Consider the following 25,474-nt stretch of genomic DNA (forward strand, 5'->3'; position numbering starts at 1 on the left):
TTATTATATATTCAAATTATAGGAAAAAATATGAAAAATCAAATGTGCTATAGAGAGGAGAATTGGGCTTGAAAACCCTATAAAGAGATTTCAAATACATGTTTTTAGTTGCAAATAGATAAGAAAGGGAATTTTTTACACGTTTAAAAAATTCAGCATATCAAATAAGAGGTAAATCACGCCTCTTATTTGATATGCTGATAATGCTCTAGAGCTCGCTCTCTAGCTGCTTTATGATCGACAATTGGAGCCGGGTATGTTTTATTAAGTGTAACGTTTGCTTTTTCTAATACGTCTGCTGGGGCCTCCCAAGGTTTATGAATATAAGAAGATGGAATATCTTTAAGTTCTGGAAGCCACTTTTTAATATATTCTCCTTCTTTATCAAATTTTTCTGATTGAGTAATTGGATTAAAAATACGAAAATATGGCGCGGCGTCTGCACCCGAGCCTGCAACCCACTGCCAGCCCATTGTGTTATTAGCTAAATCTGCGTCTACTAAGGTATCAAAAAACCAATTTGCTCCGTGTTTCCAATGAATTAAAAGGTGCTTTACTAAAAAGGAAGCGGCTACCATTCGAACTCGATTGTGCATAAAACCTGTTTCCCACAGTTCCCGCATCCCGGCATCGACAAGGGGATAGCCGGTTTTTCCATTTTTCCAAGCTTGAAGCTCTTCATTGCCGTCAGCCCACTGAAATTGCTTGAATTTTTCATTAAGCGGTTCAGTTGTAGTGTGCGGGAAATGATAAAGCAGCTGATAAGCAAAATCTCTCCATATAAGTTGACGAATAAACATTTCAGCTTGCTGTTCAAAAGCACCAGAACTTATTTTTTCTGCTTTAGTTCTCAAATAATGATAAAGAACTCGAGCTGAGAGCTGTCCTGTAGCGAAATAAGGAGATAGAAATGAATTTAATGCTTCAGCAGGAAAATCTCGTCCTTTTTCATAATGAAGCAGCTTATTCTTTAAAAACGTTTTGAACACATCAATCGCGCCTTTTTCCGTAGCTTCCCACGTCGACTTAATCGTTTCATCCCACGGTATGCTTGGAAGCAAATCGAGATCTGAGACTGAAAGAGATTCAACCGGTTTAGAGGAGGCCTGTATGGAAGTAACTTTTTTTACAGCAGAAGATACGGAATGTTTTTGAGAAGCTTTATAATAAGCTGTAAATACTTTATAAGGCTCTCCATTTTCTTTTGTGATTTTCCAAGGTTCATGAAGGAGAAATCCCTCAAATGTGCGAATATTTATTTGTTGCTCTGAAAAAAAAGCTTGAAGCTCTTTATCTTTTTTTAGCGCATGTGGTTCATAGCGTCTATTCCAATAAATATCTTGTGCATTCGTTTCATGGAGTAATTTTTGCAACACATCTTTAGGGTTTCCTTTTTGTACAATCAGCGTTCCTTTTATTTTTTTGATCGAGGTTTTAAAGTCATTCAGCGCATGGTGAAGCCACCATTTACTTGCACTTCCCATTGAGCTTTCTTCATAGTCGTCATGGATATAAACAGGTACAACCATTCCTTCTTTAGCTGCGTGAAATAGAGCTGGGTTATCAACCAGCCGAAAATCTTTTCGAATCCATACGATAATGGTTTTATTCATCATGTGCCACCTTTCTATCTGCAATTTGCCTCGATTATAGCTTTTTTCTTATACGTTCTACAATTTTGAATGTGTAGAAGGCCTATTTTCTTATGGACGAATTTCAGATTGATGGTAAAAAGAATAACGTAAACAGAGTAAGAGAATGGGAAGGAGCCCTTAAAAATGAGAAATTCGTATGGAATGAAACAAACCGGACAACCGATATCCAATCCATATATGCAAGCAGCACCTAAACCTGCTAAAATGCCGCCTATGCCTTCTGCAAAAGAAATGCAGGCAATGCCGATGCAAGAAGGCGCAAATCAAATGCCAATGCACGGAGAAATGCCGCCGATGAAAGATGCAATGCCGTCGATGCATGGAGGAATGAATCAAATGCCAATGCAAGGCGGAATGCCGCCGATGCAAAAAGAAATGAATCAAATGCCAATGTACGGAGAGCTACCGCCAATGCATGAAGGAATGGGTCAAATGCCGATGCAAGACGGAATGCCGATGCATGGAGGAATGGGTCAAATGCCGATGCAAGACGGAATGCCGATGCATGGAGGAATGGGTCAAATGCCGATGCAAGGTGGAATGCCGATGCACGGAGGAATGGGTCAAATGCCGATGCAAGGAGGAATGCCGCCAATGCACGGAGGAATGGGTCAAATGCCGATGCAAGGAGGAATGCCGCCAATGTACGGAGGAATGGGTCAAATGCCGATGCAAGGAGGAATGCCGCCAATGCATGGAGGAATGGGTCAAATGCCGATGCAAGGAGGAATGCCGCCAATGCATGGAGGAATGGGTCAAATGCCGATGCAAGGAGGAATGCCGCCAATGTACGGAGGAATGGGTCAAATGCCGATGCACGATTGCGGATGCCGCGATTTCTCAGCACCCGTTGGGTATCAGCAGCCTCATTCTTTAAATGATTGGATGTTCATGCAACAAACAAATCCACGTTCTTTTTAATAAACCCTTTACCCTAGATAAAAGGGATGTATTTTTGAATCTTTAGTATAAATATAGAATTTTATTAATTGAAACGTCATGAGAAAAAGAATAGTTCTTACTCTTTTTCCATGACATTCAATTTTTTGAAAATATTAATCACATCTTTTGGGTGTTTTCTTACATAAGAGAGTTTGGTAGAGTTTTTTAAGTATAAATACAGGGAAAAGAAGGCAAAAGCTCTATATTAAAGGGGAAAGGGTGTTTTTAGAATGATATTAGAAGTCACAGCTGCAACCTTACATGATGCTAAAGTTGCCCAGGAACATGGTGCCGATCGTATAAGCCTTGTAACTGGAATCGGTGAAGGCGGCTTAACCCCAAGCTACGGTTTGATGAAAAAAGTGAAAGAAACGATACATATCCCAATATTTGTGATGATTCGTCCACATAATCAATCTTTTCAATATGATGAAGACGATTTGCAAACAATGATTGAAGATATTAAATATGCAAGAGAAATTGGCATTGATGGAATTGAAATAGGCTGTTTAACAGAAGACAAAATTATTGATGAGCAAGCTTTAAAGCGACTGCTCGATGCGGCAGGAGAAATGAATGTAACGTTCCACTTAGCATTTGATGAAATCTGTGATCAAGAAAAGGCGCTTGAAACGCTTTTAAGCTATAAGCAAATTCAGCGTGTCATGACTTCGGGAGCGGATAAAAGTGCGCTAAACGGTATTCCTCATATTAAAAAACTGTTAAGAAGAATGAAAGATAAAGATATTATTTTAATCGGGACAAAAGGGCTGAAACCTGAAAATCTTCAAGCGTTCTTATCCGTTACTCCCGTGAAAGAAATTCGTATTGGTTCAGGGGTTCGAGTGAATTGTCAATATACGAAACCGCTTGATCCAAGGAGTGTAAAAGCTGCAAAAGAGACGATGAATAAACAAAAGTAACAGAAGTGCTACAAGAAATTGTAGCACTTTTTTATTTGGAAATAGAAAGGGACTTATTACATAGTTTTCCCTAAATGGAAAACATCATAAAACCCTGTGAATCCTTGATACATAAGAGAAATGCTGTGTTTTTTCGACTTTAGAGTGAAATAGGAATAATTTCATATTTTCAGAATAATCATTGACAGTGATAATCATTATCATTTATTGTTGTAATTGTTAATGAAAATCATTATCAATTGAATAAACAGGAGGATATGATATGTCAACGTCAACGAAACAACTTACATCAAACGAAATGCTGCTTGCTATGCAAAATGAACGTGAATCCAATGCAAGGTCTTATCCTAGACGCCTTCCTATTGCAATTAAACAAGCAAAAGGCGCCGTAATCACGGATATGGATGGAAAAGAATATATTGATTGTTTAGCAGGAGCCGGCACGCTTGCTCTGGGTCATAACCATTACGTAGTCCATGAAGCAATACAAGACGTTTTAGCAAAATCTATTCCTTTACATACATTAGATTTAACAACGCCTGTGAAAGAAGCTTTTATCGATGAAGTATTTGCTAGTTTGCCAGAACAATTTGCAAACAAAGCCAAAATACAGTTTTGCGGTCCAACTGGAGGAGACGCAATTGAAGCGGCTTTGAAGCTTGTAAAAACAGCAACAGGTAACCGAACGATTTTATCTTTTCAAGGGGGATATCACGGCTCCACGCACGGAACGTTAAGCATCAGCGGTACAACGAGTCCCAAAAAGCATATTCATGCGCTAGTGCCCGATACCCATTTTCTACCTTATCCATATGAATATCGCTGCCCGTTTGGCGTAGGTGCTGAAGGTCACACGTACATTAGTACGTACATTGAAAATATGCTGGATGACCCTGAAAGCGGAATTGTTACTCCGGCGGGTGTTGTAGTAGAAATTGTACAAGGAGAAGGAGGCTCTGTTCCGGCGCCGATTCCATGGTTAAAAGAGCTTCGCAGAATCACAAAAGAACGAAACATTCCGCTTATTGTCGATGAAGTTCAAACTGGAATTGGACGAACAGGAAAGCTGTATGCATTTGAGCACGCTGATATTCAACCGGATGTATTAGTGCTATCTAAAGCAATTGGAGGCAGCCTTCCTTTATCAGTCGTTCTATATGATAAAAAGCTGGATCAATGGGAAGCGGGTGCACATATCGGCACCTTTAGAGGAAATCAGCTTGCGATGGCTACAGGACAAGCCACTCTGCAATTTATAAAACAAGAAAACTTACCTGCACATGCTCATGAATTAGGAGCTTATATTCAGAGTCAGCTAAAGCATATTCAAAAGCAAGTATTCTCAATTGGTGATGTACGCGGAAGAGGTTTGATGCTGGGCATTGAAATCATAGACGCAACAAAGCCGGCTAATAAAATCGGCAGTCATCCTGCAAACGGTGAGTTAGCTAAGCTGATCCAAAAAGAATGTTTCGACAGAGGCGTCATTTTAGAAGTGGGTGGAAGACATGGTGCTGTTATTCGTCTGCTTCCTCCATTAATTTTAACGAAACAACAAACCGATGAAGTGTTAACAAGATTTGAAGAAGCGATAAAAGCAGCAGAAGAGAAGTGGGTGAATAAATAAAATGGCGCCGTTTGAAAAGTGGTTTTTATCATCATCCAAAGAAAGCCTCGAGAATTATGAAGCGATGATAGGCGGAATGACTGAGATGATTAAACGTCACTACCAGGAACTAAAATCCCCTTATACTCACATAGACGTTGACGAACTATCGAACTTAGTCAATCGTTCGGTCTATTTTAGCGAACACGAACAGCCGCTAGAAGATCTGTTTGATGACGTACAAGCCGTAGTGCTGGATCATTCGCTTCATATTTCGCATCCCGGGGCAATGGCGCACTTGCATTGTCCTCCGATTATACCGGCCCTTGCTGCGGAAGTGATGATTTCTGCTTTGAATCAATCTATGGACTCGTGGGATCAAAGTCCGGCAGCTACGTATATAGAAGATCAAGTGATTGATGAGTTAACACAACAAATTGGTTATCCAAGCTCTTCTTCTGGCGTTTTTACAAGCGGAGGGACTCAGTCGAATTATATGGGCCTTCTGCTTGCTCGTAATGAATATTGTCATGCTGCATTTTCCATTGATGTTAGTGAAGAAGGTTTACCGCTCCAAGCTAAAAAACTGCGGATTTTCTGCTCCGAAAAAGCCCACTTTACAGTGCAGCAATCTGCAGCTCAGCTTGGACTGGGCATGAATGCAGTGGTGAGTGTAAAGTGCAATGAAAGGCACGAGATGGATATAGAAAATTTAGAAGAAGCAATACGGGAAGTCAAAGCCCAGGGAAACCTTCCTTTTGCTGTTGTAGCAACGGCAGGCACGACGGATTTTGGAAGCGTAGATCCTCTTTTTGAAATGAGTAAGCTAGCTAAAAAAGAAGGGCTTTGGCTTCATGCTGACGCCGCTTATGGAGGAGCGCTGCTATTTTCACATAAATATCGTGAACGCTTAAAAGCTCTTGAACGAGCAGATTCTATTACGATGGATTTTCATAAGTGGTTTTATCAGCCGGTAAGCTGCGGCGCATTTCTAGTGAAGAATTCAGCTATGTTCAAACACATTCAGCTTCATGCAGATTATTTAAATCCTGAAGAAGATGAGCATGTACATTTGGTAGATCGCAGTATTCAAACGACCAAACGATTTGACGCCTTGAAGCTATGGCTGACTTTCCGTGCAGTAGGTACAAATGAGTATGGAAAAATGGTTGATCATACGATTGAAACGGCTAAGCAGACAGCTGAACATTTACGAAAGCAAAGGAATATTACGGTGTTAAATGATCCTTATATGAACGCGGTTGTATTTCGCTATGTGCCAGATACTTTATATAGTGATTGTCAAAAACAGCAGCATTATGAAAAAAAGTTAAATCAGCGTATTCAGCAGCATTTATATGAAAAAGGCACTTTTATCATGGCAAAAACAAAGCATAAAGAGCAAGCTTATTTAAAGCTAACGATGTTAAATCCTATGATTACAGTTGATTCTGTTGCCACTCAGTTAGAGGAAGTCGTGGCTTTAGGAAAAGAGTTGGAGAAAAAGGAGGAGCGATTACGTGAACGCTCAGTTATCGGCTAATTTTATTACAATGCAAAATATTATTAATTGCTATATTCGAGAAACAGGTAAGGGAGTATGGCAGTCCATTTCAGAAATGAAAAGCGAAGAAACGCTCGTTCTTAGGCTAGAAAAACAGCCGGTAACTCTTTACTTTCCAGTAAAGTACCGTTCAGCTACCGGACGGCACTTGTTCTTTCCGGTCTTTTATTATCGCATTCAGAAAGAGGAGCTCAAGGAGTTAGATGTCGTCACTCTTTTAGCCTTTCTTTTAAAAGAAGTAACAGATCATTTACTACAGGTGAATGAGCTAATTGTACGTGTACTATTAAGCTACGAAAATATGAAATTGTTCATTGAAAAAAGACAGAAAGAGTTAGAAACGTGCTATAAATGGGACAAAACGTTCTTAGAATCTGAGCAGTCATTGCTTATTGGCCACCAGCTGCATCCGACACCTAAAAGCCGTCAAGGGATATTACCTGAAGAAGAAAAGGTGTTTGGGCCTGAAGTGAACGGCAAATTTCATCTTCATTATTTTAGAGCACATAAATCGCTTGTTACAGAACAGTCCGCCGAGAGTCAAACCGCTTCACAGCTTATTAAAGAGCAGTTGAAAAAAGATAAGAAGGTTTCTGAAGAATTCATACAGGTGTATTGCCAAGCGGACGATTATTCACTTATACCTATGCATCCGCTGCAAGCTCGTTATCTTTTAGGAAAAGAAGAAGTGTGTGAATGGATTCAAAAAGGCCGGCTTGCTTATCTAGGGCCACACGGTCAGCCGTTTTATCCGACTTCGTCTGTTCGAACCGTATACAGTGAAGATGCAGATGTGATGTACAAATTTTCTATTCCGGTGAAGATTACGAATTCACTGAGAGTGAATAAACGCAAAGAATTAAGCAGAGGTGTAGAAGTAAGCCGTTTATTGCAAGAAGGATTACAGGCGGAGCTTCAAGAAAATCATCCGGCTTTTCAAGTGATTGAAGATCCTGCTTACATCACGCTTGGAAAAAAGGAGCTTGGGTTTGAAGTCATGATTCGAAGCAACCCTTTTCAAGGTGAGCAAGGGAACCGTACAACACTCCTAGCAAGTTTGTGTCAAGATCATGTGTTTGGGAAAGCTTCTCAAATTGAAAATATCATTAATCATATTGCTTCAAGTGAAAATAGCACAAATGAAGACATAAGCAAGCGCTGGTTTAAACGCTATTTAGATGTTTCTTTTCATCCTATGATGTGGCTTTACACTCAAAAAGGAATTGCGCTGGAAGCTCATCAGCAAAATTCCGTTATTAAACTTGATGAAAACGGATATCCATCGGTGTTTTACTACCGTGACAACCAAGGCTATTACTTTATGAAATCAAAGGAACAAGAGCTTCGCAAGCTGCTTCCTTCCTTAAACGGAGAAAGCGATACGGTATGTGATGATGCTGTAGCAGAAGAAAGATTTCGTTATTACGTATTTTTTAATCATATTTTAGGATTAGTTAATGCTTTTGGTGCAGCTGGCCTCGTTCAAGAGTCAGATCTGCTATTGATTCTGCGACAAGAAATAGAGAGGTACAAAGAAAAAGATCATACGGGGCTTGTTTCATCGATGTTAGAAGAGAAAGTGCTTCCTTGTAAAGCCAATTTCTTAACGCGCGTTCATGATATGGATGAGCTGGTAGGCTCTCTTGAAACGCAGTCTGTTTATGTAAATGTTGAAAATCCTCTGTACGAATCTGCAGGTGTACGGGTATGAAATCAGCATTACAAACGCAGTATCCATTTATGATGCAGCAAAAGGAGCAGAGCATCACCTTTCGCTCTGTTTCTTTTGCAAAAGATTTCGAACGGCTGTACAAGTGGATGCATGAACCGCATGTTATTCCGTATTGGAATTTAAATATTTCAAAACAGGCGTATGAGCAGCATTTAAAAACATTTCTCGCTGATTCCCATCAAAAACTGCTAATTGGAGAAATTGACGGTGTACCTATGAGCTATTGGGAATCTTATACGGTCGACGGCGATATTATCAGTAACTATTACCCTTATGAAAAAGGAGATCAAGGGATTCATTTATTAATTGGAGAACCTGCTTTTTTAGGAAAAGGCTATATTTATCCGCTCCTTCTTAGTTTACTAAAGCACAAGTTCGAGGTAGCAGATACTGCTAAAGTAATAGCGGAACCAGATATACGAAATGAAAAGATGATTGCAGTATTTAAAAAATGCGGGTTTCAATTTATGAAAGAAGTGTCGCTGCCTGATAAAACAGGCTTACTGCTGAAATGTGAAAGAACAGTATTTGAAAGAAGGTGGAGCGAATGGAACAACGGGACATTTTAGACGTAATTGGAGTAGGAGTTGGTCCATTTAATTTAGGATTAGCAGCTTTAATTGATAAAACAGATTGTACATATAAATGTTTTGAACAAAAAAAGGAGTTTAATTGGCATCCAGGAATGCTTTTAGAAGGGACAACTCTTCAAGTTCCGTTTATGGCAGACGTGGTCACGATGGTGGATCCGAAGAGTCCATACACGTTCTTAAATTATTTGCATGAGCATGAGCGCTTGTATCAGTTTTATTTCTTTGAGAAGTTTCATATCCCAAGAAACGAATACAATCATTATTGCCGCTGGGTAGCAAGCCAGCTGAGCGGGCTTGAATTTAACAGCACAGTAAAAGAAGTGAAAATGCATGAAGATGCTAAACCTTACTACGAAGTAATAGTTGAAAAAGAAGGGAGACTTCATACCTTTTACAGCTATCATCTTGTAACCGGAGTAGGTACACAGCCCGTAGTGCCAAGAGACTTTCAATCAGTAGCCAGCGATACGTTCTACCACTCCGCTCAGTACAAAATGAATCGTGAACAAACGCTGAAGGCTAAAAGTATTACCGTAATTGGCTCTGGTCAAAGCGCAGCTGAAATTGTCTATGATTTACTTCAACAGCAGCCTCAGTTTGACTATAAGCTGAATTGGTATACGCGCTCAAAGGGATTTTATCCGATGGAATATTCAAAGCTTGGCCTTGAACATTTTTCGCCTGATTATACCCGCTATTTTTACAGATTGCCCCAAGAGAAAAAAGAGAGCGTTTTACGAAATCAAGCTCTTTTATACAAAGGAATAAGCTTTGAAACGATCGGTGATATTTATGATTTGATTTACGAACGAACAATTGGAGGAAAAGAAGTGCCGCTAATGATGCGCGCGCTTACGGAACTTGCAGGCGTTGAAAAGACAAACGATACACATCTTCTTACTCTTCACCAATACGAGCAGGCCTCGTTTGAAAAAGAAGAAAGTGAAATTGTCATTATGGCCACGGGCTATCATGCAAAAGAGCCTTCTTTTATGGAAGGTTTAAAAGAACATTTGCTGTTTGATGAAAAAGGACAGCTGAAAATTAATGAACTCTATCAAGTTGAGATGAAGAAAAAAGGCGCCCCGCTATTTGTTCAAAACGGAGAACTTCATACACACGGGGTTGGAGCACCAGACTTAGGTTTAGGGGCTTATCGCAATGCTGTCTTGATTAATCAAATTGCAGGTAAAAACGTGTATAAAATATATAAAAATACTGTTTTCCAAAAGTTTGGGTTTTAAGAGATGATTTCTCCGCGCTTTGTTTTTATCTGTTTATTTATGACCATGACGTCGGAAGTGTTATTATCACCATTTTATCCGCAGTATTTTACAAGTGCTTTCCATGTAGATGGAGTTGCAATGACGTCTTTTTTTATTATTTGCTGCCGGATTGTGGTCATTGTTATGACTCCTTTATGGGGAATGCTGCTTAAGAAGTGGAAAGTAAAACATATAATCGTAGCGTCACTTCTAATGACAGCCTTAGTTAAAGTCATTCTGAGTGAAGTTTCTACTTTTTATGGGTTTTTAGCCACTTCGTTAGTATTACTTGTGTTTCAAAGCAGTTTATATCTTTTATACCCATATTTAGTAGGCGGCATGAAAAATGGACAGAAAAAGGCAAGTGCTGCAACAACCTATGTATTTATTGTTCATACGGCTATTATTGTCGCTAGCTTGTTTGGAAGTGCGATTATTGCATGGGAAATGCCGCTTAAAGTATATCAATACTTTGCTTTAGCTGATATGGTACTGGCCGTATGGCTCGTAACAAGAAAAGCTTCATCTTTTAAAAAAGAAAAAACACCAGCGTACACTCAAAGTATAAACGAGCCTATTTTTTTCTATTTGCTGGCTATTTTCTTTTTTCACCTTGGACACAATGTCATTCGCCCTTATTTTACATTGTTTACAAGCGACACATATGGCATGAGCAGTCAAGGCAGCGCTTTGTTATATGTGATGCCGAGCATTATGGCGATCGTCTTAAAGCTTGCGATACCTACAAAGCTATTTAATGGAAAAGTTATACCGCTTTTTTATAGCGTAACGGGTGCTAGTGCTTTACTGCTATGTTTGCAAGCATATGCCGATCATCTCAGCATGTTTATTATAAGTCGAATTTTATATGGAGCCGGGTTTTATTTCAGCATGGTTATACTTGATATCTATTTATTTCAAAAAAGCAAAGAAGGAGCTGCTTACTATTACAGCTGGCTTATTGCTGTTCAAAATATTGCCCTGCTGATTGCACCGCTTTTAGCACTAGAAATCAGCAAAGTAAATTTAGCGCTTCCTTTAGCAGTTGGTGCCGCTGCTTTGCTAGCTGCTAGCGCTGTAATGCCGCTGCGCAATAAAACAATCCCTATTCTAAGACAAGTAAAGGAGAATGAAGGATGAAAATCAAAGAAACGAATCTTTCCGTATTTAATAAGCAATCATGGGAAAAAGCAAATCGCCAGCTTTTAGCTAAAATGCTGCAGGAATTCATGTATGAAAATATTATTGAGCCAAAACAGCTGCAAAAGCAGGGGGCGCTTGCCACGTATCGATGGGAAGACCACCGAGGCGTTACGTATACATATCAAGCGAAACAGCGATTGTTTGACAGTTTTTCTGTACTGCCAGAAAGTATTAAGCTGACATCTAAAGCGTCAACCCCTACATTTTCGGAGGCCTTGCAGCTGTTAATTAGCTTATCTGAAGACAAAGGAATGTCTAGCTCAACCGCAGGTCACTTAGCAAAAGAATATTTTCATACATTAATAGCAGACGTGCATTTGCAAAATCGAAAATCAGCTGATGAATTAGCAGGTATGGATTATGCGGAGCTAGAAGGTGAAATGACGGGACATCCTTGGATTACATACAACAAAGGGCGTATCGGATTTGGCTATGATGATTATCTGCGGTTTGCACCTGAGCAAAAACAAAAAATTCAGCTTTCATGGATTGCTGTAGCGAAGCAAATTTCTTCTTTTCATTCATTAGATACCCTCGGCTTCGATGATGTTATGAAACAGGAGCTAAGCGGTGAGACGCTAGCTGAATTTGAAAAAGAATTAACAAGCCAAGACCTTTTAGCAGCGAACTATTACTATATTCCCGTCCATGAATGGCAGTGGATGAACGTGATTGTTCCTTTATTCGCTGAATACATTGCAAATGATTTAATTATTCCGTTAGGAGAAGGTGAAGATCAATATTTTCCTCAGCAGTCGATTCGTACATTTGTGAATACAACAAACCGAGGTAAATATCATGTAAAGCTTCCCATGAGTATATTAAATACGCTTGTGTACAGAGGCCTTCCAAGTGAGCGGACGGTAATTGCTCCTCAAGTAACTCAGCACATAAAAGGCATACGAGATCGCGATGCGTTTTTAAAAGATACGTGCAAAGTAGGACTTTTAGGTGAAGTGGCTACGTTAAACGTAACTCAGCCAACGTTTGCTTCTATTAAAAACGCGCCTTATCAGTATTTAGAAATGCTGGGAGTCGTTTGGCGTGAAAGCATCTATCAAGAGTTAGAAGAAGGAGAGCATGCGATTACGCTAGCTGCGCTTTTACATGTTGACAGTAAAGGGAAAGCTTTAGTTTCGTCGTATATAGAAAAGTCGGGCTTAACTCCTGCCGAGTGGATTGATGCGTTAACCAGAGCTGTGTTGCCGCCGCTTCTTCATTATTTGTATCAATACGGTACTGTATTTTCTCCGCACGGTCAAAATACGGTATTGGTGCTTAAAAACAACAAGCCCGTTCGAATTATTATGAAAGATTTTGTAGATGACGTGAATATTAGCGATCAGCCGTTTGAAGAACTGCAGCAGCTATCTTTTGAATTAAAAGAAGTGCTGCGCAGCGAAGAGCCGGAAGGACTGACGCAGTTTATTTTAACAGGGTTATTTGTTTGTCACTTCCGCTATTTAGCGACTATTTTAGAAGAGCATGAAGGCGTAGAAGAAGCGGACTTTTGGAAAAGTGTACGAGCAGAAATTTTACATTATCAAGCATCATTTCCACATTTAAAAAAACGATTTGAATTGTTTGATTTATTACGTCCAACCATTACGAAATTAACGTTAAATCGAAATCGAATGTTTGATTACGGATACGAAGATGACGGAGATCGTCCTCACGCAAGCGAATATGGAAAGGTACGGAATGCCTTGCATGAGGTGAGTGAAAAAGCTGTTCAATAATAAGGAAAAGCCGCTGGTGTTGTTTAGCGGCTTTTTTATGGTTAATTCAAAAGCAGGAAGCGAAGGGGATGAGCTGCAGCACTTTAGGAAACACTCATTTTAGGTATGTGTAGAACGTAAAGGTGAGTGAATGAACGATTTGATGGAGTAGATGTTAGAACAACAAGTACACAAGCTGAAGCAAACGTTTCGGCTTTCTTTTGTCAAAGTCTTATTTCAATGTCGCATCGCTACAAGGATAATGGTACAATTGTCTGTATATTTAAAAAAAGAGAGGGAATTACATGAAATCGCATATTCAAAAACATTTAACTTCATATAAAGAGAAATATAAAAATCGCGGTCGGCTGCTAATTAGCTGTCCGGACAAACCGGGTATTGTAGCCGCTGTGTCTACGTTTTTACATGAGCACGGTGCAAATATTGTAGAATCAAGTCAACATTCAACGAACCATGAAGGGGGTATGTTTTTTATCCGTTTCGAATTTGAATGTGAGGATTTATTAGCTAAAGAAGCAAAGCTAGAAGAAAGCTTCAAAAAAATTGCCGATACGTTTTCAATGAACTGGCAGTTTACATATGCTCATAATTTGAAAAAAACAGCTATTTTTGTGTCAAAAGAGCCTCATTGTCTACTAGAGCTGCTGTGGGCATGGGAAAGCGGAGATTTGATGACAGACATCGCTGTCGTTGTGAGCAATCACGAAGATGCGCGCGAAGTGGTTGAATCATTCGGTATACCGTTTAAGCATATACCGGCGACAAAAGACATTCGCCAAGAAGCAGAAGCCAAACAGCTGCAGGTATTAAAAGATTATAATATTGACGTGATTATTTTGGCGCGTTATATGCAAATTTTAACGCCGACTTTTGTGGCGGAAAATCCGTATCGTATCATTAATATTCACCATTCATTTTTACCGGCATTCATTGGAGCACGTCCATATGAACGCGCATATCAACGAGGTGTAAAATTAATTGGTGCTACGTCTCACTATGTAACAGACGACTTGGATGAAGGACCAATTATTGAACAAGATATTGAACGCGTGAACCACCGTGATGATGCGGATGACTTAAAGAAAAAAGGCCGCTTAATTGAACGTACGGTGCTCGCACGTGCTGTGAAATGGCACTTAGAAGACCGCATTTTAGTGCATGAAAACCGCACAATTGTATTCAATTAACAAAGACTAAGCTGTTGAAAAAGTAGTTTAGCCGAAGGAAGATCCGAACGATGAATCGAGATTCTTGAAAGAGAATGAAATTCGTTCGGATTTTTTTATGGTCATGGTAAACGTAGATTTCATCTGTTTAGTTGCTTCTAGCGGTTGATTGGAGGCAAGGCGAAGACTCCTCCGGGAAAAGCGGAACAGATGAGACCCCGCAAGTGTAAGCGACGAGGAGGCTCATCGGCCAAGTCTTGCACGGAGATCAACCGCGGTGTCATAAGCGATTATTTAATTGATTTTGTTAGGTCTCATTCTTGTTTTTCTAGGGGAATTGCGTATCTAAATGATAAAAAACTTTTCCGCATGAGCTGAGATTTAGTTGTTTACTTAGCTCGTGAACACTTATACAATAGAAAAGGACTTTTTAATAAAGGAAGTGTCGGAAGTGAAACAATATCTTGAACTTTGCGAGCATGTGTTAGCAAATGGAACAAAAAAAGAAGATCGGACAGGAACAGGTACAATTAGCACATTTGGCTATCAAATGCGTTTTAATTTACAAGAAGGTTTCCCGGTATTAACGACAAAAAAACTTCATTTAAAATCAATTATTCATGAATTGCTTTGGTTTTTACAAGGAGATACAAACGTTAAGTATTTACAAGATAACGGCGTGCGCATTTGGAATGAATGGGCGGATGAAAACGGCGAGCTTGGCCCTGTGTATGGGCATCAGTGGCGTTCATGGCCAACGCCGGACGGAGAAAAAATTGATCAAATTACCAATGTTATCAATCAAATTAAAAACAACCCTGATTCTCGCCGCTTAATGGTAAGCGCCTGGAATGTGTCTGATGTAGACAATATGGCTTTACCGCCGTGTCACTGCTTATTTCAGTTTTACGTAGCGGACGGCAAATTGTCTTGTCAATTGTATCAGCGCTCAGCTGATATTTTCCTAGGCGTACCGTTTAATATTGCTTCATATGCGCTGCTTACAATGATGGTGGCACAAGTGTGTGATTTAGAGCCAGGTGATTTTGTTCATACGTTTGGCGATGCGCATATTTACAGCAATCACATTGAACAAGTAAACCTGCAGTTAACGCGTGAGCCTCATGCTTTGCCAAAAATGAAAATCAATCCAGACGTAAAATCAATTTTTGACTTTAAATTTGAAGACTTTGAGTTAGTAGACTATAATGCGCATCCTCACATCAAAGGAGCTGTGAGCGTATGATTTCCCTCATTGTCGCAATGGATCAAAACAGGCTGATCGGTAAAGAGAATGATTTGCCATGGCGCCTTCCGGAAGATTTGAAGTATTTCAAGCGCATCACAACGAGTCATACGATTGTAATGGGAAGAAAAACATTTGAATCAATTGGACGGCCGCTTCCTAATCGCGAAAATGTGGTTCTTACGCGTCAAAAAGATTATCAGCAAGAAGGAGCAACCGTTATTCATTCAGTTGAGGAACTAGAAGCATTAGATGCTGAAAAAGAAGACGAGCTCTTCGTGATTGGCGGAGCTACTCTGTATGAGCAAACATTAGACGTTGCAAATCGACTTTATATTACGCATATTGAAGAATCCTTTGAAGGAGATACACATTTTCCTTCGATTGATTTGAGCGAATGGAAAGTTATTTCGAAGCAGCAAGGAATTAAAGATGAAAAAAATCCCTACACGTATTATTTTACCTTATACGAGCGAAGCTGAGCTCTTTTGTTTATAAAAAACGCGAGTCTGGTACAAAGTATGTTAGTCGAAGAAAGATCCGAACGTTGAATCGTTCGGATCTTTTCATTATGAGGGTGAAGGTAGATTTCATGTATGTAGGTGCTTTTAGCAGTTGATTGGAGGCTCACCGCCCGCGGAAAGCGAAGTCTCGCATGGAAATCAAATGCGGTGTAACAAGCACCTCCTATTAGCTAGCTTCTATACTCCGTTTATTCGTCTTTAGATTGATTTCGTTATGTTTCAATCTCTTTTTATATTGATTTTAATTGCTTTATCATTTCGTGAAAAGCCGCTGGGCTCACAAACTGTTCAGGGCTCCAGTTAGCTTCAATCCATTGAATCAGCTCGCTTGGTGTATTAAAAACTTCTCCGCTCGTATCTGCTTTGCGAAGCATGTATCTACCGTTTTCTTCATCTGCAACTATTTCGCACGGAACGGCACTTTCATGACTTTGAAGCGAAAACTCCATTTATTCCACAACCTTTCTTAATTTATACCTGTTATCGCATCAGCTGCATGTAGAAAGTATGGGCAATTTTGTAAGTCTATTTAGCGTTTGCTAAACATATGTAAAGTATGTGGACAGTAAAATAGTTGGAAAAGTTTTTTTAGTTATTATTAATGAAAAATAATGATTTTTCTAAATTTTTTGTGATATAATGTACAAATTAATAATGGTAGAAGAGGAAGGAAGTTGGTTATGAAACAACAAGTAGATAATCGAACAAAACACGTACATTTAGAGGACATCATGATTGCAAATCAATTGATTAAAGATGTTGTTGTGCATACACCACTACAGCGTAATGACGTTTTGTCTGAACGATATGAATGTAATATCTATTTAAAACGTGAGGATTTACAGGTGGTGCGCTCATTTAAAATTCGCGGTGCGTACAATCGAATCAAAAAGTTATCCCCAGAAGAATTAGAAAATGGAATTGCCTGTGCAAGTGCAGGAAACCACGCACAAGGTGTAGCATATGCGTGCCGTCATTTAAATATCGATGGTAAAATCTTTATGCCGAGCACAACGCCGCGCCAAAAAATTAATCAAGTGAAATTTTTAGGCAAAGATAACGTAAAGGTCGTACTAATCGGAGATACGTTTGATGATTCTTATGAACAAGCTATTGCATGCAGTGAAGAAGAACATCGAACATTTATCCACCCATTTAATGATGTAGACGTTATTGCAGGACAGGGTACAGTAGCCGTTGAAATGTTCAATGACTGTGAAGATGAAATTGACTACGTATTTGCGGGTATCGGCGGGGGCGGATTAATTTCCGGTGTCGGCACATACGTAAAAAGCATCTCGCCTCAAACAGCTGTGATTGGGGTAGAACCAGCAGGCGCGCCTGGCATGCAGACATCTTTAGCAAATGGAAATGTAGTGACGCTACCGGCAATCGATCCATTTGTAGACGGAGCAGCTGTTAAAACAGTTGGAACGCTTCCGTACGACATCAGTAAAGAGCTTGTGGACGATATTGTAGTTGTTCCTGAAGGCAAGGTTTGTACAACCATTTTATCTCTATACAATGAAAATGCGATTGTAGCAGAACCAGCAGGAGCTCTTTCGATTGCTGCTCTTGACTCATACCGTGAGCAAATTAAAGGAAAAACGGTTGTTTGCGTCATCAGCGGAGGAAACAATGACATTGGACGTATGCAAGAAATCAAAGAACGTTCAATGATTTATGAAGGATTACAGCATTATTTTATCGTTAATTTTCCTCAACGCGCAGGAGCTCTTCGTGAGTTTCTAGACGAAGTGCTTGGACCGACAGACGATATTTCGCGCTTTGAGTATACGAAAAAGAATAACAAAGACAGCGGACCAGCACTTGTGGGAATTGAGCTCAAGCATAAAGAAGATTATTATCCACTGATTAATCGTATGGATAAAAAAGGATTCCCTTACACAGAAATTAATAAAGAAAGCAACTTGTTTCACTTATTTATTTAAATAGAAGCTCATTTTAAAAAGGAATGCTTCATCAACTGTCGAATAAGTTGATGAAGCATTTTTATTTTAAAAAATATTTGTGTTTTCTTTTTATTTTATCAAGACAGAAAGTGCCTGAAGCATTATAATAAAATAAACGGGTAAAAAGAGGGTTGATCGCCTTGCTATTAAAAAGCCTTGAATTTAAACATGTCAGTGGTCAAAAAGTAAAAATTACTGAAATTCCAGTTTTAGAGGAAAATAGCACGTTTCGGTTCATGTTATCTGCAAAACTTGATTTATTTATTAGACAAATCACGAACGAATCAGTTCCGAAGCAAACCTACTCGTTTCAAGAATATTTAAAACGCGTGTTGAAATGGAAAGATTACGAACAGCTCTTTAAGTCTCATGTATTAAAACATAATGCATAAACGTAAAAGTTGACTTTTCTGAATATTTCAGCAGAGTCAACTTTTTTTTGTTGATATAAAAGGTTGAACATGCGTTTTACGAATTAGCAAAACTTGCATTCTATTATAACTATATTGTTGTAAGTGTTCATGTTATACTAGTCTGCAATGCATCTTATAGGGGTGAACACATGGCGAAAATTAAAGTGGTAACGGATTCAACAATTGATTTAACGTTGGAAGAAGCTGAAAAATACGGTATTGAGATGATACCTTTATGTATTAACATTGATAATGAAACGTATTTAGATCGCGTGGAATTAACGCCGACAGATTTTATTGAAAAAATGAAAAATTCAAAAGAATTACCAAAAAGCTCTCAGCCAGCTATTGGTTCTTTTGTTGAAGTATATGAACGATTAGTTAGTGAAGGGTATGACGTCATTTCGATTCATATGACTGGGGGAATGAGCGGAACTGTTCGAGCAGCTGAAAGCGCGGCTCAAATGGTAGAAGGAAACATCACCGTTGTTGATTCTATGTACATTACAAAAGCTCTTTCGTTTCAAGTCTTTGAAGCGGTGAAAATGATTGAAGATGGGCACACAGTAGAAGAAATTATCACGCGCTTGGAAGAGGTGCGTCAAAATACGAATCTTTTTGTCGTAGTTGATACGCTTGAAAATTTGGTTAAAGGTGGACGTATTGGACGAGGAAAAGGATTGATCGGTTCTCTTTTAAATATTAAGCCAATTGCTTCTCTAGCTGACGGAGTATATACTCCTGTTGCTAAAGTGCGCAGCCATTCTCAAATTGTTAAGTTTTTAACGAAACAGTTCGAAGAGCATACAGAAGGAAAAAGTATTAAAGGAGTAGGGCTTGTACATGCAGATGGATTTGGACTCGCCTCTAAGTTAAAAGAATCAATTGTGAAGGCAAGGGGCTATACGCAATTTTCGATTGAAGATACGACGCCTATTATTTCAACGCATACAGGTATTGGTGCAATTGGTTTTATGTATTTTGCTGAATAAAGTGGGTTGCTTTTTGCAAGTCACTTTTTTGGCTTTCTCTTTTTTGGAAAAAGAGGAAAGAGAAGTGGACAAACGTGTGATATAATAGAATCAACTTTCTACCAGCGAATGCTGTGCTGGTTACTATTCTTTTGAATCCGGAGTATACCGATGAAAAAATATATTCGAAATTTGAGTGTGTTTAACAAAACGGTTTTATTTTCTACTTTAATTATAGTTGCCCTTGGAGTCATTTCTTTAGCCATTAGCTATCAAGTTCAAAAAAAGATGGCAAAAGAGACACTAACGCAGCACGCGTTAATTATGGCCGATTTATGGAGGGAGTCTTTATCTAAACAAGACGTAATAGCAGCAGTGGATTCAAGGAACGGGACGATTCCTGAAAAAGACGAGCTAGAAAAGCAGTTCAGAAAGATTTACCAATTGCATCCGTCGTACTTGCAGGGATATATTATGACGACCGAAAAATTCAAGTCGCATGGAAATAAGATTATCGTAACAGCGAATAAGAAAATTAAGCAATCACTAGAGCCATCCATGATTTATTATGGAGGAGAAGAATTTTACAAATCATTTAAGCAAGCAGAACAAGAAAAGAAGAATATCGTAACATCTACATACAAAGACGAATTCGGGACGTGGATAACCGTTTTATCGCCTATTACAAACAGCTCCGGAAAAGTCGTGGCTATTCTTGGTGTAGATATAGATGCAAGCGCTATCTATATCTATCAAAAACGTTTAATTGTGGCTTTGATCGTTGCATTTACGATTTTGTTTACCTTCATTATTGTTATTCAAGACTGGGGACTAAGGCGATTAATGTCGCCCCTAGGAGAATTAGTAGAAGGAATTCAAGCAGTAAGTCAAGGGAAGTTTGATGTGAAACTGACACATGAAAATGATTCTGAGTTAGGGAATGTACACACAAGATTTAATGAAATGGCAGAGCGGCTTCAGCAGCTTTTTCAACAAGTGTCAGCAACAAAAGAACAGCTGAACGTAGAAACGAATTTCAGTCATTCAAAAGATGGAATTGCTAAAGCGATTGATGAATTAGAAGTTATTATGGAAAAAACGAGGATGCAAAAGGAATTGCAGCGAGCAGAGAAAATGAATGCAATTGGTCAATTAGCTGCTTCTGTAGCCCATGAAATTCGAAATCCTATGACGGTGGTAAAAGGGTTTTTACAGCTTTTTCAAGATAACACAAAGCTTTCAAACACTGAATTAAGTTACATTCATCTTATGATTAACGAAATGGACAGAGCGGAAGCGATTATTCATGACTATTTATCTTTAGCCAAGCCGGATGTTCATCAGCATCGTTTTATTAACTGCTTGGAGTGTATTACAAGCTTAGTAGACTTATTATCTTCTTATGCTTTGTTAACAAATAATATACTCATAGAATTAGACGCAAAAGAAGAGATGTATGTTCGCGGCAGCCGAAACGAATTGAATCAAGTTCTGCTTAATATTATGAAAAATGGAATTGAAGCCATGAGAGCTGGAGGAACGCTTCGAGTAGGGCTTTACAAGCGAGAAGGGCAAGTACATATTCAAATTGAAGATACTGGTATAGGCATGACCAGTGAACAAGTGAACCGGCTGGGAACAGCATTTTATTCTTTAAAAGAAAAAGGAACAGGGATTGGTCTGATGGTGTCTTATCAACTGGTCGAACAAATGAATGGAAGAATTGAAGTGGAAAGCATACCAGGAAAAGGTTCAACGTTTACCTTGATTTTCCCTAGCTATGACTAAACTTTAACCGTGCAGGAGGAACATATGAAAAGCTGGTCTTATAAATTGTCTTTTTTACTGCTCATTAGTTGTATGATGTTAACAGCCTGTGGTTCCAAAATAGAAAATCCTCTCAATTGGAAGATGGACTCTTTTTCTTATGTTAACCAAGATCAAAAGAAAGTAGGGCTAAGTCAGCTGAAAGGGAACGTTTGGGTAGCTAACTTTATCTTCACAAGCTGCGAAACCGTATGTCCCCCAATGACGGCTCATATGGCTAAATTACAAAAAATGGCCAAGGATGAAGGGCTGGACGTTCGCTTTGTTTCATTTAGCGTAGACCCTGAAGTGGACACTCCACCGAAAATGAAGGACTATGCGACTAAATTTGGTGCTGATTTTTCGAATTGGGATTTCTTAACGGGTTATAAACAAGCGGAAATTGAAAAGTTTGCGCTGGACCAATTTAAAACGATTGTGAAAAAGCCGCAAGAAAATCCGCAGGTTATTCACGGTACGGATTTTTTTCTAATTGACAAAGATGGAGTCGTTCAAAAATCTTATCAGGGAGTGACTGATCCTCCTTATGAAGATATGATAAAAGATATCAAAACCCTTCAGTAAGAGCTATAAATCCGTCAAAAATATCCGCCAAACACAGCTATCTTTATAGTGATGTGTTAGCGGATATTTTTATGAAAGAAACATGCTTATCCTTTTTTTTACATATACTATATATAAGAAACGTAGTAAAATATCAACTTGACATAGTATGATAAGATATAAAGATATAGTTATTCAGAGCGGTAAGCAGTATTGCTTGTGACAGCGAGAATACAGCATAGTTAGTAGGTGTTATGATGAGAAAATGGAAAAGTATAGTGATAAGCAGTATGAGTGCGGTGGTGTTAGCGAGCTGTTCGACGACGACTTTTTTGCCAACGGACAATAAAGAAGAAGCCGTTCAGAAAGAAGTGGATTTAACACCTAAAAAGCATATTCCGAAAGGCTTTTTTCCTGTAGATTTAGATATTGTAGCCATTGGTGACTCATTAACAGAAGGAGTAGGAGATGAGTCTAAAAAAGGCGGTTATGTACCATACTTAACTAAATACCTTTCTAAACAAAATGAAGTGCAAAATGTACGAACAGAGAATCTAGGCAAAAGAGGAAACCGGACGGATCAGCTATTAGCGAGGTTAAATCAGCCGGGAGTAGCAGCTGAAGTATCAAGAGCAGACATCGTTTTCTTGACGATTGGCGGCAATGACGTGATGAAAGTGGTAAGAGATTACTTTTACAATATCTCAATTAAGACGTTTGAATCACAGCAGTCAAAATATGAAAAACGTCTAAATGACGTGTTTTCACGTATACGTAAGCTTAATCCTAATGCTCATATTTATTTAATTGGTTTTTATAATCCATTCTTTAAATCGTTAAGTGATGTGAAAGAAATTAATGTCGTTATTAATGAATGGAATGCGGCAAGCGAGAAAATTGCTTCTCAATATGATAATGTAAGTTATGTAAAAATTGATGATATTTTTTATGATTCTGACGTAAATTTATTAGGGAAAGACGAGTTTCACCCTAATAAAAAAGGGTACAAACTAATGGCTGAACGCATTAGTAAATCAATGGAGGAAGAAGATCCTCTCGTTGGAGATCAGAAAAAGGAAACAGCAAAAGAAGTTACATCTGATGAAAAAGAGAAAAACACGAAAGAGAGTGGGAACGAGTAAGGAGATTGTTATATGAAGAAGTGGAAAACCCTATTTATCGCGTTATTAGGGATTAATGTTCTAGGGGCTATCCTTATTATTGCGTTTATTTTTCAACCGGTTGACAAGGCCAATCCAACTCCCTCTGAAAAAGTAGAAGGAGACGCAGAACTAACTATTTTGGCTAAAAAAGCGGACTTAAATGTACTGATTGATAAATATTTAAAGAAAGAATTTAAGAATCAGCCGCTTAACTACAAAATTACTCTCACCGATGTAGTAAGAGTAGACGGTACGATTCAAGTATTCGGCGATGACATTAATATTCGAATGACATTTGATCCAATCGTACAAAAAAATGGAGATATTGTGCTTGAACAGCAGTCACTTTCTGTTGGAAAGCTGCAGCTTCCTGTCCGCACAGTGCTTCGATACGTAAATAATAACTTTGCGCTACCAGAATGGGTAACGATTGATCCAAAGAATGAATCAGTATACGTAGCGTTACAGCAGATGAAGTTAGAGAGTGATTTTGCTGTAAAAGTACAAAAGTTTGATTTGAAAAATGATGATATTCGCGTACGTTTAATTTCGCGCAGTGAATAAAAAACCTTCCAATTTGGAAGGTTTTTTTGTTAACGATCTTGGGAAATCAGCGCTTCTAATACAGGACGGTTCTTAGCAAATCCGACGGCATATACTGTATATGTTCGATTCGGGCGAAGGTTCAGTGCCGGGATTTCGAGTACTACATTTTTGGTTCCTGCTATGCGCACACTAAGTTGAACATGCATGGGGGATAAAGGCAAATATTTTGTGACTTCTTTAAACTGCACTCCAGAAAAAATGACGTCTCCGCCTCTAGCCGCAATATCCACAGCAGGAGCATCCGGAGAAAGGTGCACAAACCGAAGCTTTGTTTCTCCACTTGGTACATCCGTATTGTCATAGATAAACAATAAATCAAGCTTGTTTAGCTCATCTACCGCCGCTACCGTGTAATTTTGGTTTCCTTCAAATGTAAATGATTCCGTTAAAACAGGTCTTCCCGTTTCTCCAGCGGGATAAATAGAAATTGTATATCTTCCAGGTTCTTGTAATTCAATATAATCTGTTTCTTGTTTATAAGTTAAGTTGCGAATCACTCGTTTGTTGTTAATATAAATATCTACAGATGGAGAATCTGGAGAAGCGTGAAGTATACGAATTTGCGGCGGATTTACGCGCAGATTCGTATTTTCAGAAGAAGTTAAGATGGCCTGCTGGATATAGTACAAATGCTTTTGATAATAATGAATATGCTTAGATGGATCACTATACTTATAGTAGTTAGCTAGAAAATCGTATTTCATTGCTTTTTTAATATATTGATCAAAGGAATAATTAGCCATATGTTCAGCTCCCTTATTGTCGGAGTATAAAAACATTTCCATACGTAACCAAACATATGCTAAAACTCATAATTTATGCCGATCACTGATCACTCCCGAGACCTCCAAGAAGAAACAATGAGCCAAATGCCCTCTATGTGCATATACTGAATCAAATTATTGACTGAAGGCTTATTGTACGACCGAAATTAGTATAGAAAAAAGGAGTGAGAGCATGCGCGATTTTTATGCTCGGATGCTACGGTTAATTATGTTAAGTTTTTTACTGCTGCTACTTTTAATTCAATTTACAGAGCGCTCTACTTCATTTATTCACATTACCCCCGCGCTAAATAAAGTAACCGAGCGAATTGAGCTGATTACCTATGATCAATAAATGTATGTTTTCTGCGTTTCGATATGTACTTGTTCTTTATGCTATCTGCTTTACATTTTTATTTGTTAGTACAGTTCCAAGTCTATTTGGTTTCACCGTGACCGTTCAAGAAACGGATTATCACCATCTGCATCGCGGAGATATAGTTGTCTTTAGAGACGAATCATCTTCTTCAAAGAATGAACTTGTACTGGCCCATAATCAAGAGCTTGATGTACTGGTTACAGCTCAAAGAGATTCTTTGCCTGCTTCTTTTAAAGTGATTGGAAGCTACGCATACCATCTCCCGTATATAGGGGGCATTATTGGATTTATGAAAGAGCTTACTACGTTACTGGTAATGGGAAGTATTTTACTTTTGTTGTTTTCGTATACGCTGCAGCCGAAAAGGCGAATATGGCGTAAGAGAAAGTGAAAAATGGGCGAATGCACATACAGGACAATCAACTAATGCATATAAAGTACAGTGTACGAAATGAATAAAAAAAACAAGAGGAGAGATTGCTATGTATAACTACGATTGTTACGACCCATGCCATCACGGAGGCTATCACCACCTATATGATACTTGCCACTATCCAATTAGCTATCCAATTGGCGGTTATCATCATTGCGGAACGGGTCAGTCATTTGCATTAATTGTTGTGCTATTTATTTTATTAATCATCATTGGCTGCACCTGTTTTTGCTGATTAGGCCTC

General features: G+C 38.7%; 25 protein-coding genes. 22 read left to right on the forward strand and 3 right to left on the reverse strand.

The genetic code is table 11. The features are described from left to right. Positions 1-185: 185 nt before the first annotated feature. Positions 186-1,613 (reverse strand): cryptochrome/photolyase family protein, encoded by a 1,428-nt coding sequence (locus AC1DEF_RS04190; RefSeq protein WP_097824474.1) that lies wholly within the window; start codon positions 1,611-1,613, stop codon positions 186-188. A 165-nt stretch (positions 1,614-1,778) separates the two neighbouring features. Here AC1DEF_RS04190 and AC1DEF_RS04195 point away from each other — a divergent pair, with 165 nt between their 5' ends. From AC1DEF_RS04195 to AC1DEF_RS04250, 12 genes are all read left to right on the forward strand, one after another. After that, the gene (locus AC1DEF_RS04195) at positions 1,779-2,576 is read left to right on the forward strand and encodes a hypothetical protein (protein ID WP_477727302.1); all 798 of its coding nucleotides are present in this window, start codon (positions 1,779-1,781) and stop codon (positions 2,574-2,576) included. A 251-nt stretch (positions 2,577-2,827) separates the two neighbouring features. Beyond that, complete coding sequence (locus AC1DEF_RS04200) at positions 2,828-3,520, forward strand: copper homeostasis protein CutC (RefSeq protein ID WP_097824473.1); 693 nt, start codon at positions 2,828-2,830, stop codon at positions 3,518-3,520. 262 nt (positions 3,521-3,782) lie between these two features. Further along, positions 3,783-5,147: an aspartate aminotransferase family protein gene (locus AC1DEF_RS04205; protein WP_016765332.1), complete on the forward strand. Its 1,365-nt coding sequence runs from the start codon at positions 3,783-3,785 to the stop codon at positions 5,145-5,147. 1 nt (position 5,148) lies between these two features. Then, positions 5,149-6,669 carry a pyridoxal phosphate-dependent decarboxylase family protein gene (locus tag AC1DEF_RS04210; RefSeq protein WP_097824472.1) on the forward strand — a complete coding sequence of 507 codons (1,521 nt, stop codon included), beginning with the start codon at positions 5,149-5,151 and terminating at the stop codon, positions 6,667-6,669. Continuing rightward, the gene (locus AC1DEF_RS04215) at positions 6,647-8,401 is read left to right on the forward strand and encodes an IucA/IucC family protein (protein WP_097824471.1); all 1,755 of its coding nucleotides are present in this window, start codon (positions 6,647-6,649) and stop codon (positions 8,399-8,401) included. The genes AC1DEF_RS04210 and AC1DEF_RS04215 overlap by 23 nt, the downstream gene beginning before the upstream one ends. Beyond that, the gene (locus AC1DEF_RS04220; protein ID WP_097824470.1) at positions 8,398-8,991 is read left to right on the forward strand and encodes a GNAT family N-acetyltransferase; all 594 of its coding nucleotides are present in this window, start codon (positions 8,398-8,400) and stop codon (positions 8,989-8,991) included. Before AC1DEF_RS04215 ends, AC1DEF_RS04220 begins: the two co-directional genes overlap by 4 nt. After that, positions 8,970-10,259 (forward strand): lysine N(6)-hydroxylase/L-ornithine N(5)-oxygenase family protein, encoded by a 1,290-nt coding sequence (locus tag AC1DEF_RS04225; RefSeq protein ID WP_043976601.1) that lies wholly within the window; start codon positions 8,970-8,972, stop codon positions 10,257-10,259. The genes AC1DEF_RS04220 and AC1DEF_RS04225 overlap by 22 nt, the downstream gene beginning before the upstream one ends. Before the next feature lie 3 nt (positions 10,260-10,262). Next, positions 10,263-11,420, forward strand: a complete 1,158-nt coding sequence (locus tag AC1DEF_RS04230) for an MFS transporter (protein WP_097824469.1) — start codon at positions 10,263-10,265, stop codon at positions 11,418-11,420. Beyond that, positions 11,417-13,222, forward strand: a complete 1,806-nt coding sequence (locus tag AC1DEF_RS04235) for an IucA/IucC family protein (protein WP_097824468.1) — start codon at positions 11,417-11,419, stop codon at positions 13,220-13,222. The genes AC1DEF_RS04230 and AC1DEF_RS04235 overlap by 4 nt, the downstream gene beginning before the upstream one ends. 284 nt (positions 13,223-13,506) lie before the next feature. Further along, positions 13,507-14,409, forward strand: a complete 903-nt coding sequence (gene purU / locus AC1DEF_RS04240) for a formyltetrahydrofolate deformylase (RefSeq protein WP_042991947.1) — start codon at positions 13,507-13,509, stop codon at positions 14,407-14,409. A 430-nt stretch (positions 14,410-14,839) separates the two neighbouring features. Further along, positions 14,840-15,634, forward strand: coding sequence for a thymidylate synthase (locus AC1DEF_RS04245; RefSeq protein WP_013058746.1), 795 nt, complete (start codon positions 14,840-14,842; stop codon positions 15,632-15,634). Next, complete coding sequence (locus AC1DEF_RS04250) at positions 15,631-16,116, forward strand: dihydrofolate reductase (protein ID WP_043976607.1); 486 nt, start codon at positions 15,631-15,633, stop codon at positions 16,114-16,116. Before AC1DEF_RS04245 ends, AC1DEF_RS04250 begins: the two co-directional genes overlap by 4 nt. Before the next feature lie 272 nt (positions 16,117-16,388). On the opposite strand, the gene AC1DEF_RS04255 is transcribed toward AC1DEF_RS04250, so the two are convergent. Further along, positions 16,389-16,607 carry a hypothetical protein gene (locus tag AC1DEF_RS04255; RefSeq protein ID WP_043976608.1) on the reverse strand — a complete coding sequence of 73 codons (219 nt, stop codon included), beginning with the start codon at positions 16,605-16,607 and terminating at the stop codon, positions 16,389-16,391. A 231-nt stretch (positions 16,608-16,838) separates the two neighbouring features. Here AC1DEF_RS04255 and ilvA point away from each other — a divergent pair, with 231 nt between their 5' ends. From ilvA to AC1DEF_RS04290, 7 genes are all read left to right on the forward strand, one after another. Further along, on the forward strand, positions 16,839-18,110 hold the full coding sequence (ilvA, locus tag AC1DEF_RS04260; RefSeq protein ID WP_013084697.1) for a threonine ammonia-lyase IlvA: 1,272 nt from the start codon (positions 16,839-16,841) through the stop codon (positions 18,108-18,110). Between the two features lie 161 nt (positions 18,111-18,271). After that, positions 18,272-18,523 (forward strand): YpmP family protein, encoded by a 252-nt coding sequence (locus AC1DEF_RS04265; protein ID WP_013058743.1) that lies wholly within the window; start codon positions 18,272-18,274, stop codon positions 18,521-18,523. 170 nt (positions 18,524-18,693) lie between these two features. Next, positions 18,694-19,536, forward strand: coding sequence for a DegV family protein (locus AC1DEF_RS04270; protein ID WP_013058742.1), 843 nt, complete (start codon positions 18,694-18,696; stop codon positions 19,534-19,536). A gap of 150 nt (positions 19,537-19,686) precedes the next feature. Further along, complete coding sequence (locus tag AC1DEF_RS04275) at positions 19,687-21,303, forward strand: ATP-binding protein (RefSeq protein WP_097824467.1); 1,617 nt, start codon at positions 19,687-19,689, stop codon at positions 21,301-21,303. Between the two features lie 24 nt (positions 21,304-21,327). After that, positions 21,328-21,906: an SCO family protein gene (locus AC1DEF_RS04280; RefSeq protein WP_043976610.1), complete on the forward strand. Its 579-nt coding sequence runs from the start codon at positions 21,328-21,330 to the stop codon at positions 21,904-21,906. Between the two features lie 233 nt (positions 21,907-22,139). After that, a complete protein-coding gene (locus AC1DEF_RS04285; protein WP_241771332.1) occupies positions 22,140-23,027 on the forward strand; it encodes an SGNH/GDSL hydrolase family protein in 888 nt (295 codons plus the stop codon). Positions 23,028-23,039: 12 nt separating this feature from the next. Continuing rightward, the gene (locus AC1DEF_RS04290; RefSeq protein ID WP_013058738.1) at positions 23,040-23,612 is read left to right on the forward strand and encodes a YpmS family protein; all 573 of its coding nucleotides are present in this window, start codon (positions 23,040-23,042) and stop codon (positions 23,610-23,612) included. 29 nt (positions 23,613-23,641) lie between these two features. On the opposite strand, the gene AC1DEF_RS04295 is transcribed toward AC1DEF_RS04290, so the two are convergent. Continuing rightward, the gene (locus AC1DEF_RS04295) at positions 23,642-24,397 is read right to left on the reverse strand and encodes a DUF4397 domain-containing protein (protein WP_013084693.1); all 756 of its coding nucleotides are present in this window, start codon (positions 24,395-24,397) and stop codon (positions 23,642-23,644) included. A 214-nt stretch (positions 24,398-24,611) separates the two neighbouring features. On the opposite strand from AC1DEF_RS04295, the gene AC1DEF_RS04300 reads away from it, so the two are divergent. The 3 genes from AC1DEF_RS04300 to AC1DEF_RS04310 all read left to right on the forward strand — a co-directional run bounded on the left by AC1DEF_RS04300 (position 24,612) and on the right by AC1DEF_RS04310 (position 25,465). After that, the gene (locus tag AC1DEF_RS04300; RefSeq protein WP_164796341.1) at positions 24,612-24,773 is read left to right on the forward strand and encodes a hypothetical protein; all 162 of its coding nucleotides are present in this window, start codon (positions 24,612-24,614) and stop codon (positions 24,771-24,773) included. Continuing rightward, a complete protein-coding gene (locus AC1DEF_RS04305; RefSeq protein WP_255255769.1) occupies positions 24,763-25,188 on the forward strand; it encodes a hypothetical protein in 426 nt (141 codons plus the stop codon). Before AC1DEF_RS04300 ends, AC1DEF_RS04305 begins: the two co-directional genes overlap by 11 nt. A 91-nt stretch (positions 25,189-25,279) precedes the next feature. After that, on the forward strand, positions 25,280-25,465 hold the full coding sequence (locus AC1DEF_RS04310) for a YjcZ family sporulation protein (protein ID WP_075419415.1): 186 nt from the start codon (positions 25,280-25,282) through the stop codon (positions 25,463-25,465). Positions 25,466-25,474 lie beyond the last annotated feature (9 nt).

Source organism: Priestia sp. 10L35 (assembly GCF_056395685.1).

Excerpts from the sequence above, each read along its gene's own strand:
- AC1DEF_RS04190 (WP_097824474.1), bottom strand. The coding sequence starts at position 1,613 with ATGAATAAAACCATTATCGTATGGATTCGAAAAGATTTTCGGCTGGTT.
- AC1DEF_RS04195 (WP_477727302.1), top strand. The coding sequence starts at position 1,779 with ATGAGAAATTCGTATGGAATGAAACAAACCGGACAACCGATATCCAAT.
- AC1DEF_RS04200 (WP_097824473.1), top strand. The coding sequence starts at position 2,828 with ATGATATTAGAAGTCACAGCTGCAACCTTACATGATGCTAAAGTTGCC.
- AC1DEF_RS04205 (WP_016765332.1), top strand. The coding sequence starts at position 3,783 with ATGTCAACGTCAACGAAACAACTTACATCAAACGAAATGCTGCTTGCT.
- AC1DEF_RS04210 (WP_097824472.1), top strand. The coding sequence starts at position 5,149 with ATGGCGCCGTTTGAAAAGTGGTTTTTATCATCATCCAAAGAAAGCCTC.
- AC1DEF_RS04220 (WP_097824470.1), top strand. The coding sequence starts at position 8,398 with ATGAAATCAGCATTACAAACGCAGTATCCATTTATGATGCAGCAAAAG.
- AC1DEF_RS04225 (WP_043976601.1), top strand. The coding sequence starts at position 8,970 with ATGGAACAACGGGACATTTTAGACGTAATTGGAGTAGGAGTTGGTCCA.
- AC1DEF_RS04230 (WP_097824469.1), top strand. The coding sequence starts at position 10,263 with ATGATTTCTCCGCGCTTTGTTTTTATCTGTTTATTTATGACCATGACG.
- AC1DEF_RS04235 (WP_097824468.1), top strand. The coding sequence starts at position 11,417 with ATGAAAATCAAAGAAACGAATCTTTCCGTATTTAATAAGCAATCATGG.
- purU (WP_042991947.1), top strand. The coding sequence starts at position 13,507 with ATGAAATCGCATATTCAAAAACATTTAACTTCATATAAAGAGAAATAT.
- AC1DEF_RS04250 (WP_043976607.1), top strand. The coding sequence starts at position 15,631 with ATGATTTCCCTCATTGTCGCAATGGATCAAAACAGGCTGATCGGTAAA.
- AC1DEF_RS04255 (WP_043976608.1), bottom strand. The coding sequence starts at position 16,607 with ATGGAGTTTTCGCTTCAAAGTCATGAAAGTGCCGTTCCGTGCGAAATA.
- ilvA (WP_013084697.1), top strand. The coding sequence starts at position 16,839 with ATGAAACAACAAGTAGATAATCGAACAAAACACGTACATTTAGAGGAC.
- AC1DEF_RS04270 (WP_013058742.1), top strand. The coding sequence starts at position 18,694 with ATGGCGAAAATTAAAGTGGTAACGGATTCAACAATTGATTTAACGTTG.
- AC1DEF_RS04275 (WP_097824467.1), top strand. The coding sequence starts at position 19,687 with ATGAAAAAATATATTCGAAATTTGAGTGTGTTTAACAAAACGGTTTTA.
- AC1DEF_RS04280 (WP_043976610.1), top strand. The coding sequence starts at position 21,328 with ATGAAAAGCTGGTCTTATAAATTGTCTTTTTTACTGCTCATTAGTTGT.
- AC1DEF_RS04285 (WP_241771332.1), top strand. The coding sequence starts at position 22,140 with ATGATGAGAAAATGGAAAAGTATAGTGATAAGCAGTATGAGTGCGGTG.
- AC1DEF_RS04290 (WP_013058738.1), top strand. The coding sequence starts at position 23,040 with ATGAAGAAGTGGAAAACCCTATTTATCGCGTTATTAGGGATTAATGTT.
- AC1DEF_RS04295 (WP_013084693.1), bottom strand. The coding sequence starts at position 24,397 with ATGGCTAATTATTCCTTTGATCAATATATTAAAAAAGCAATGAAATAC.
- AC1DEF_RS04300 (WP_164796341.1), top strand. The coding sequence starts at position 24,612 with ATGCGCGATTTTTATGCTCGGATGCTACGGTTAATTATGTTAAGTTTT.
- AC1DEF_RS04305 (WP_255255769.1), top strand. The coding sequence starts at position 24,763 with ATGATCAATAAATGTATGTTTTCTGCGTTTCGATATGTACTTGTTCTT.
- AC1DEF_RS04310 (WP_075419415.1), top strand. The coding sequence starts at position 25,280 with ATGTATAACTACGATTGTTACGACCCATGCCATCACGGAGGCTATCAC.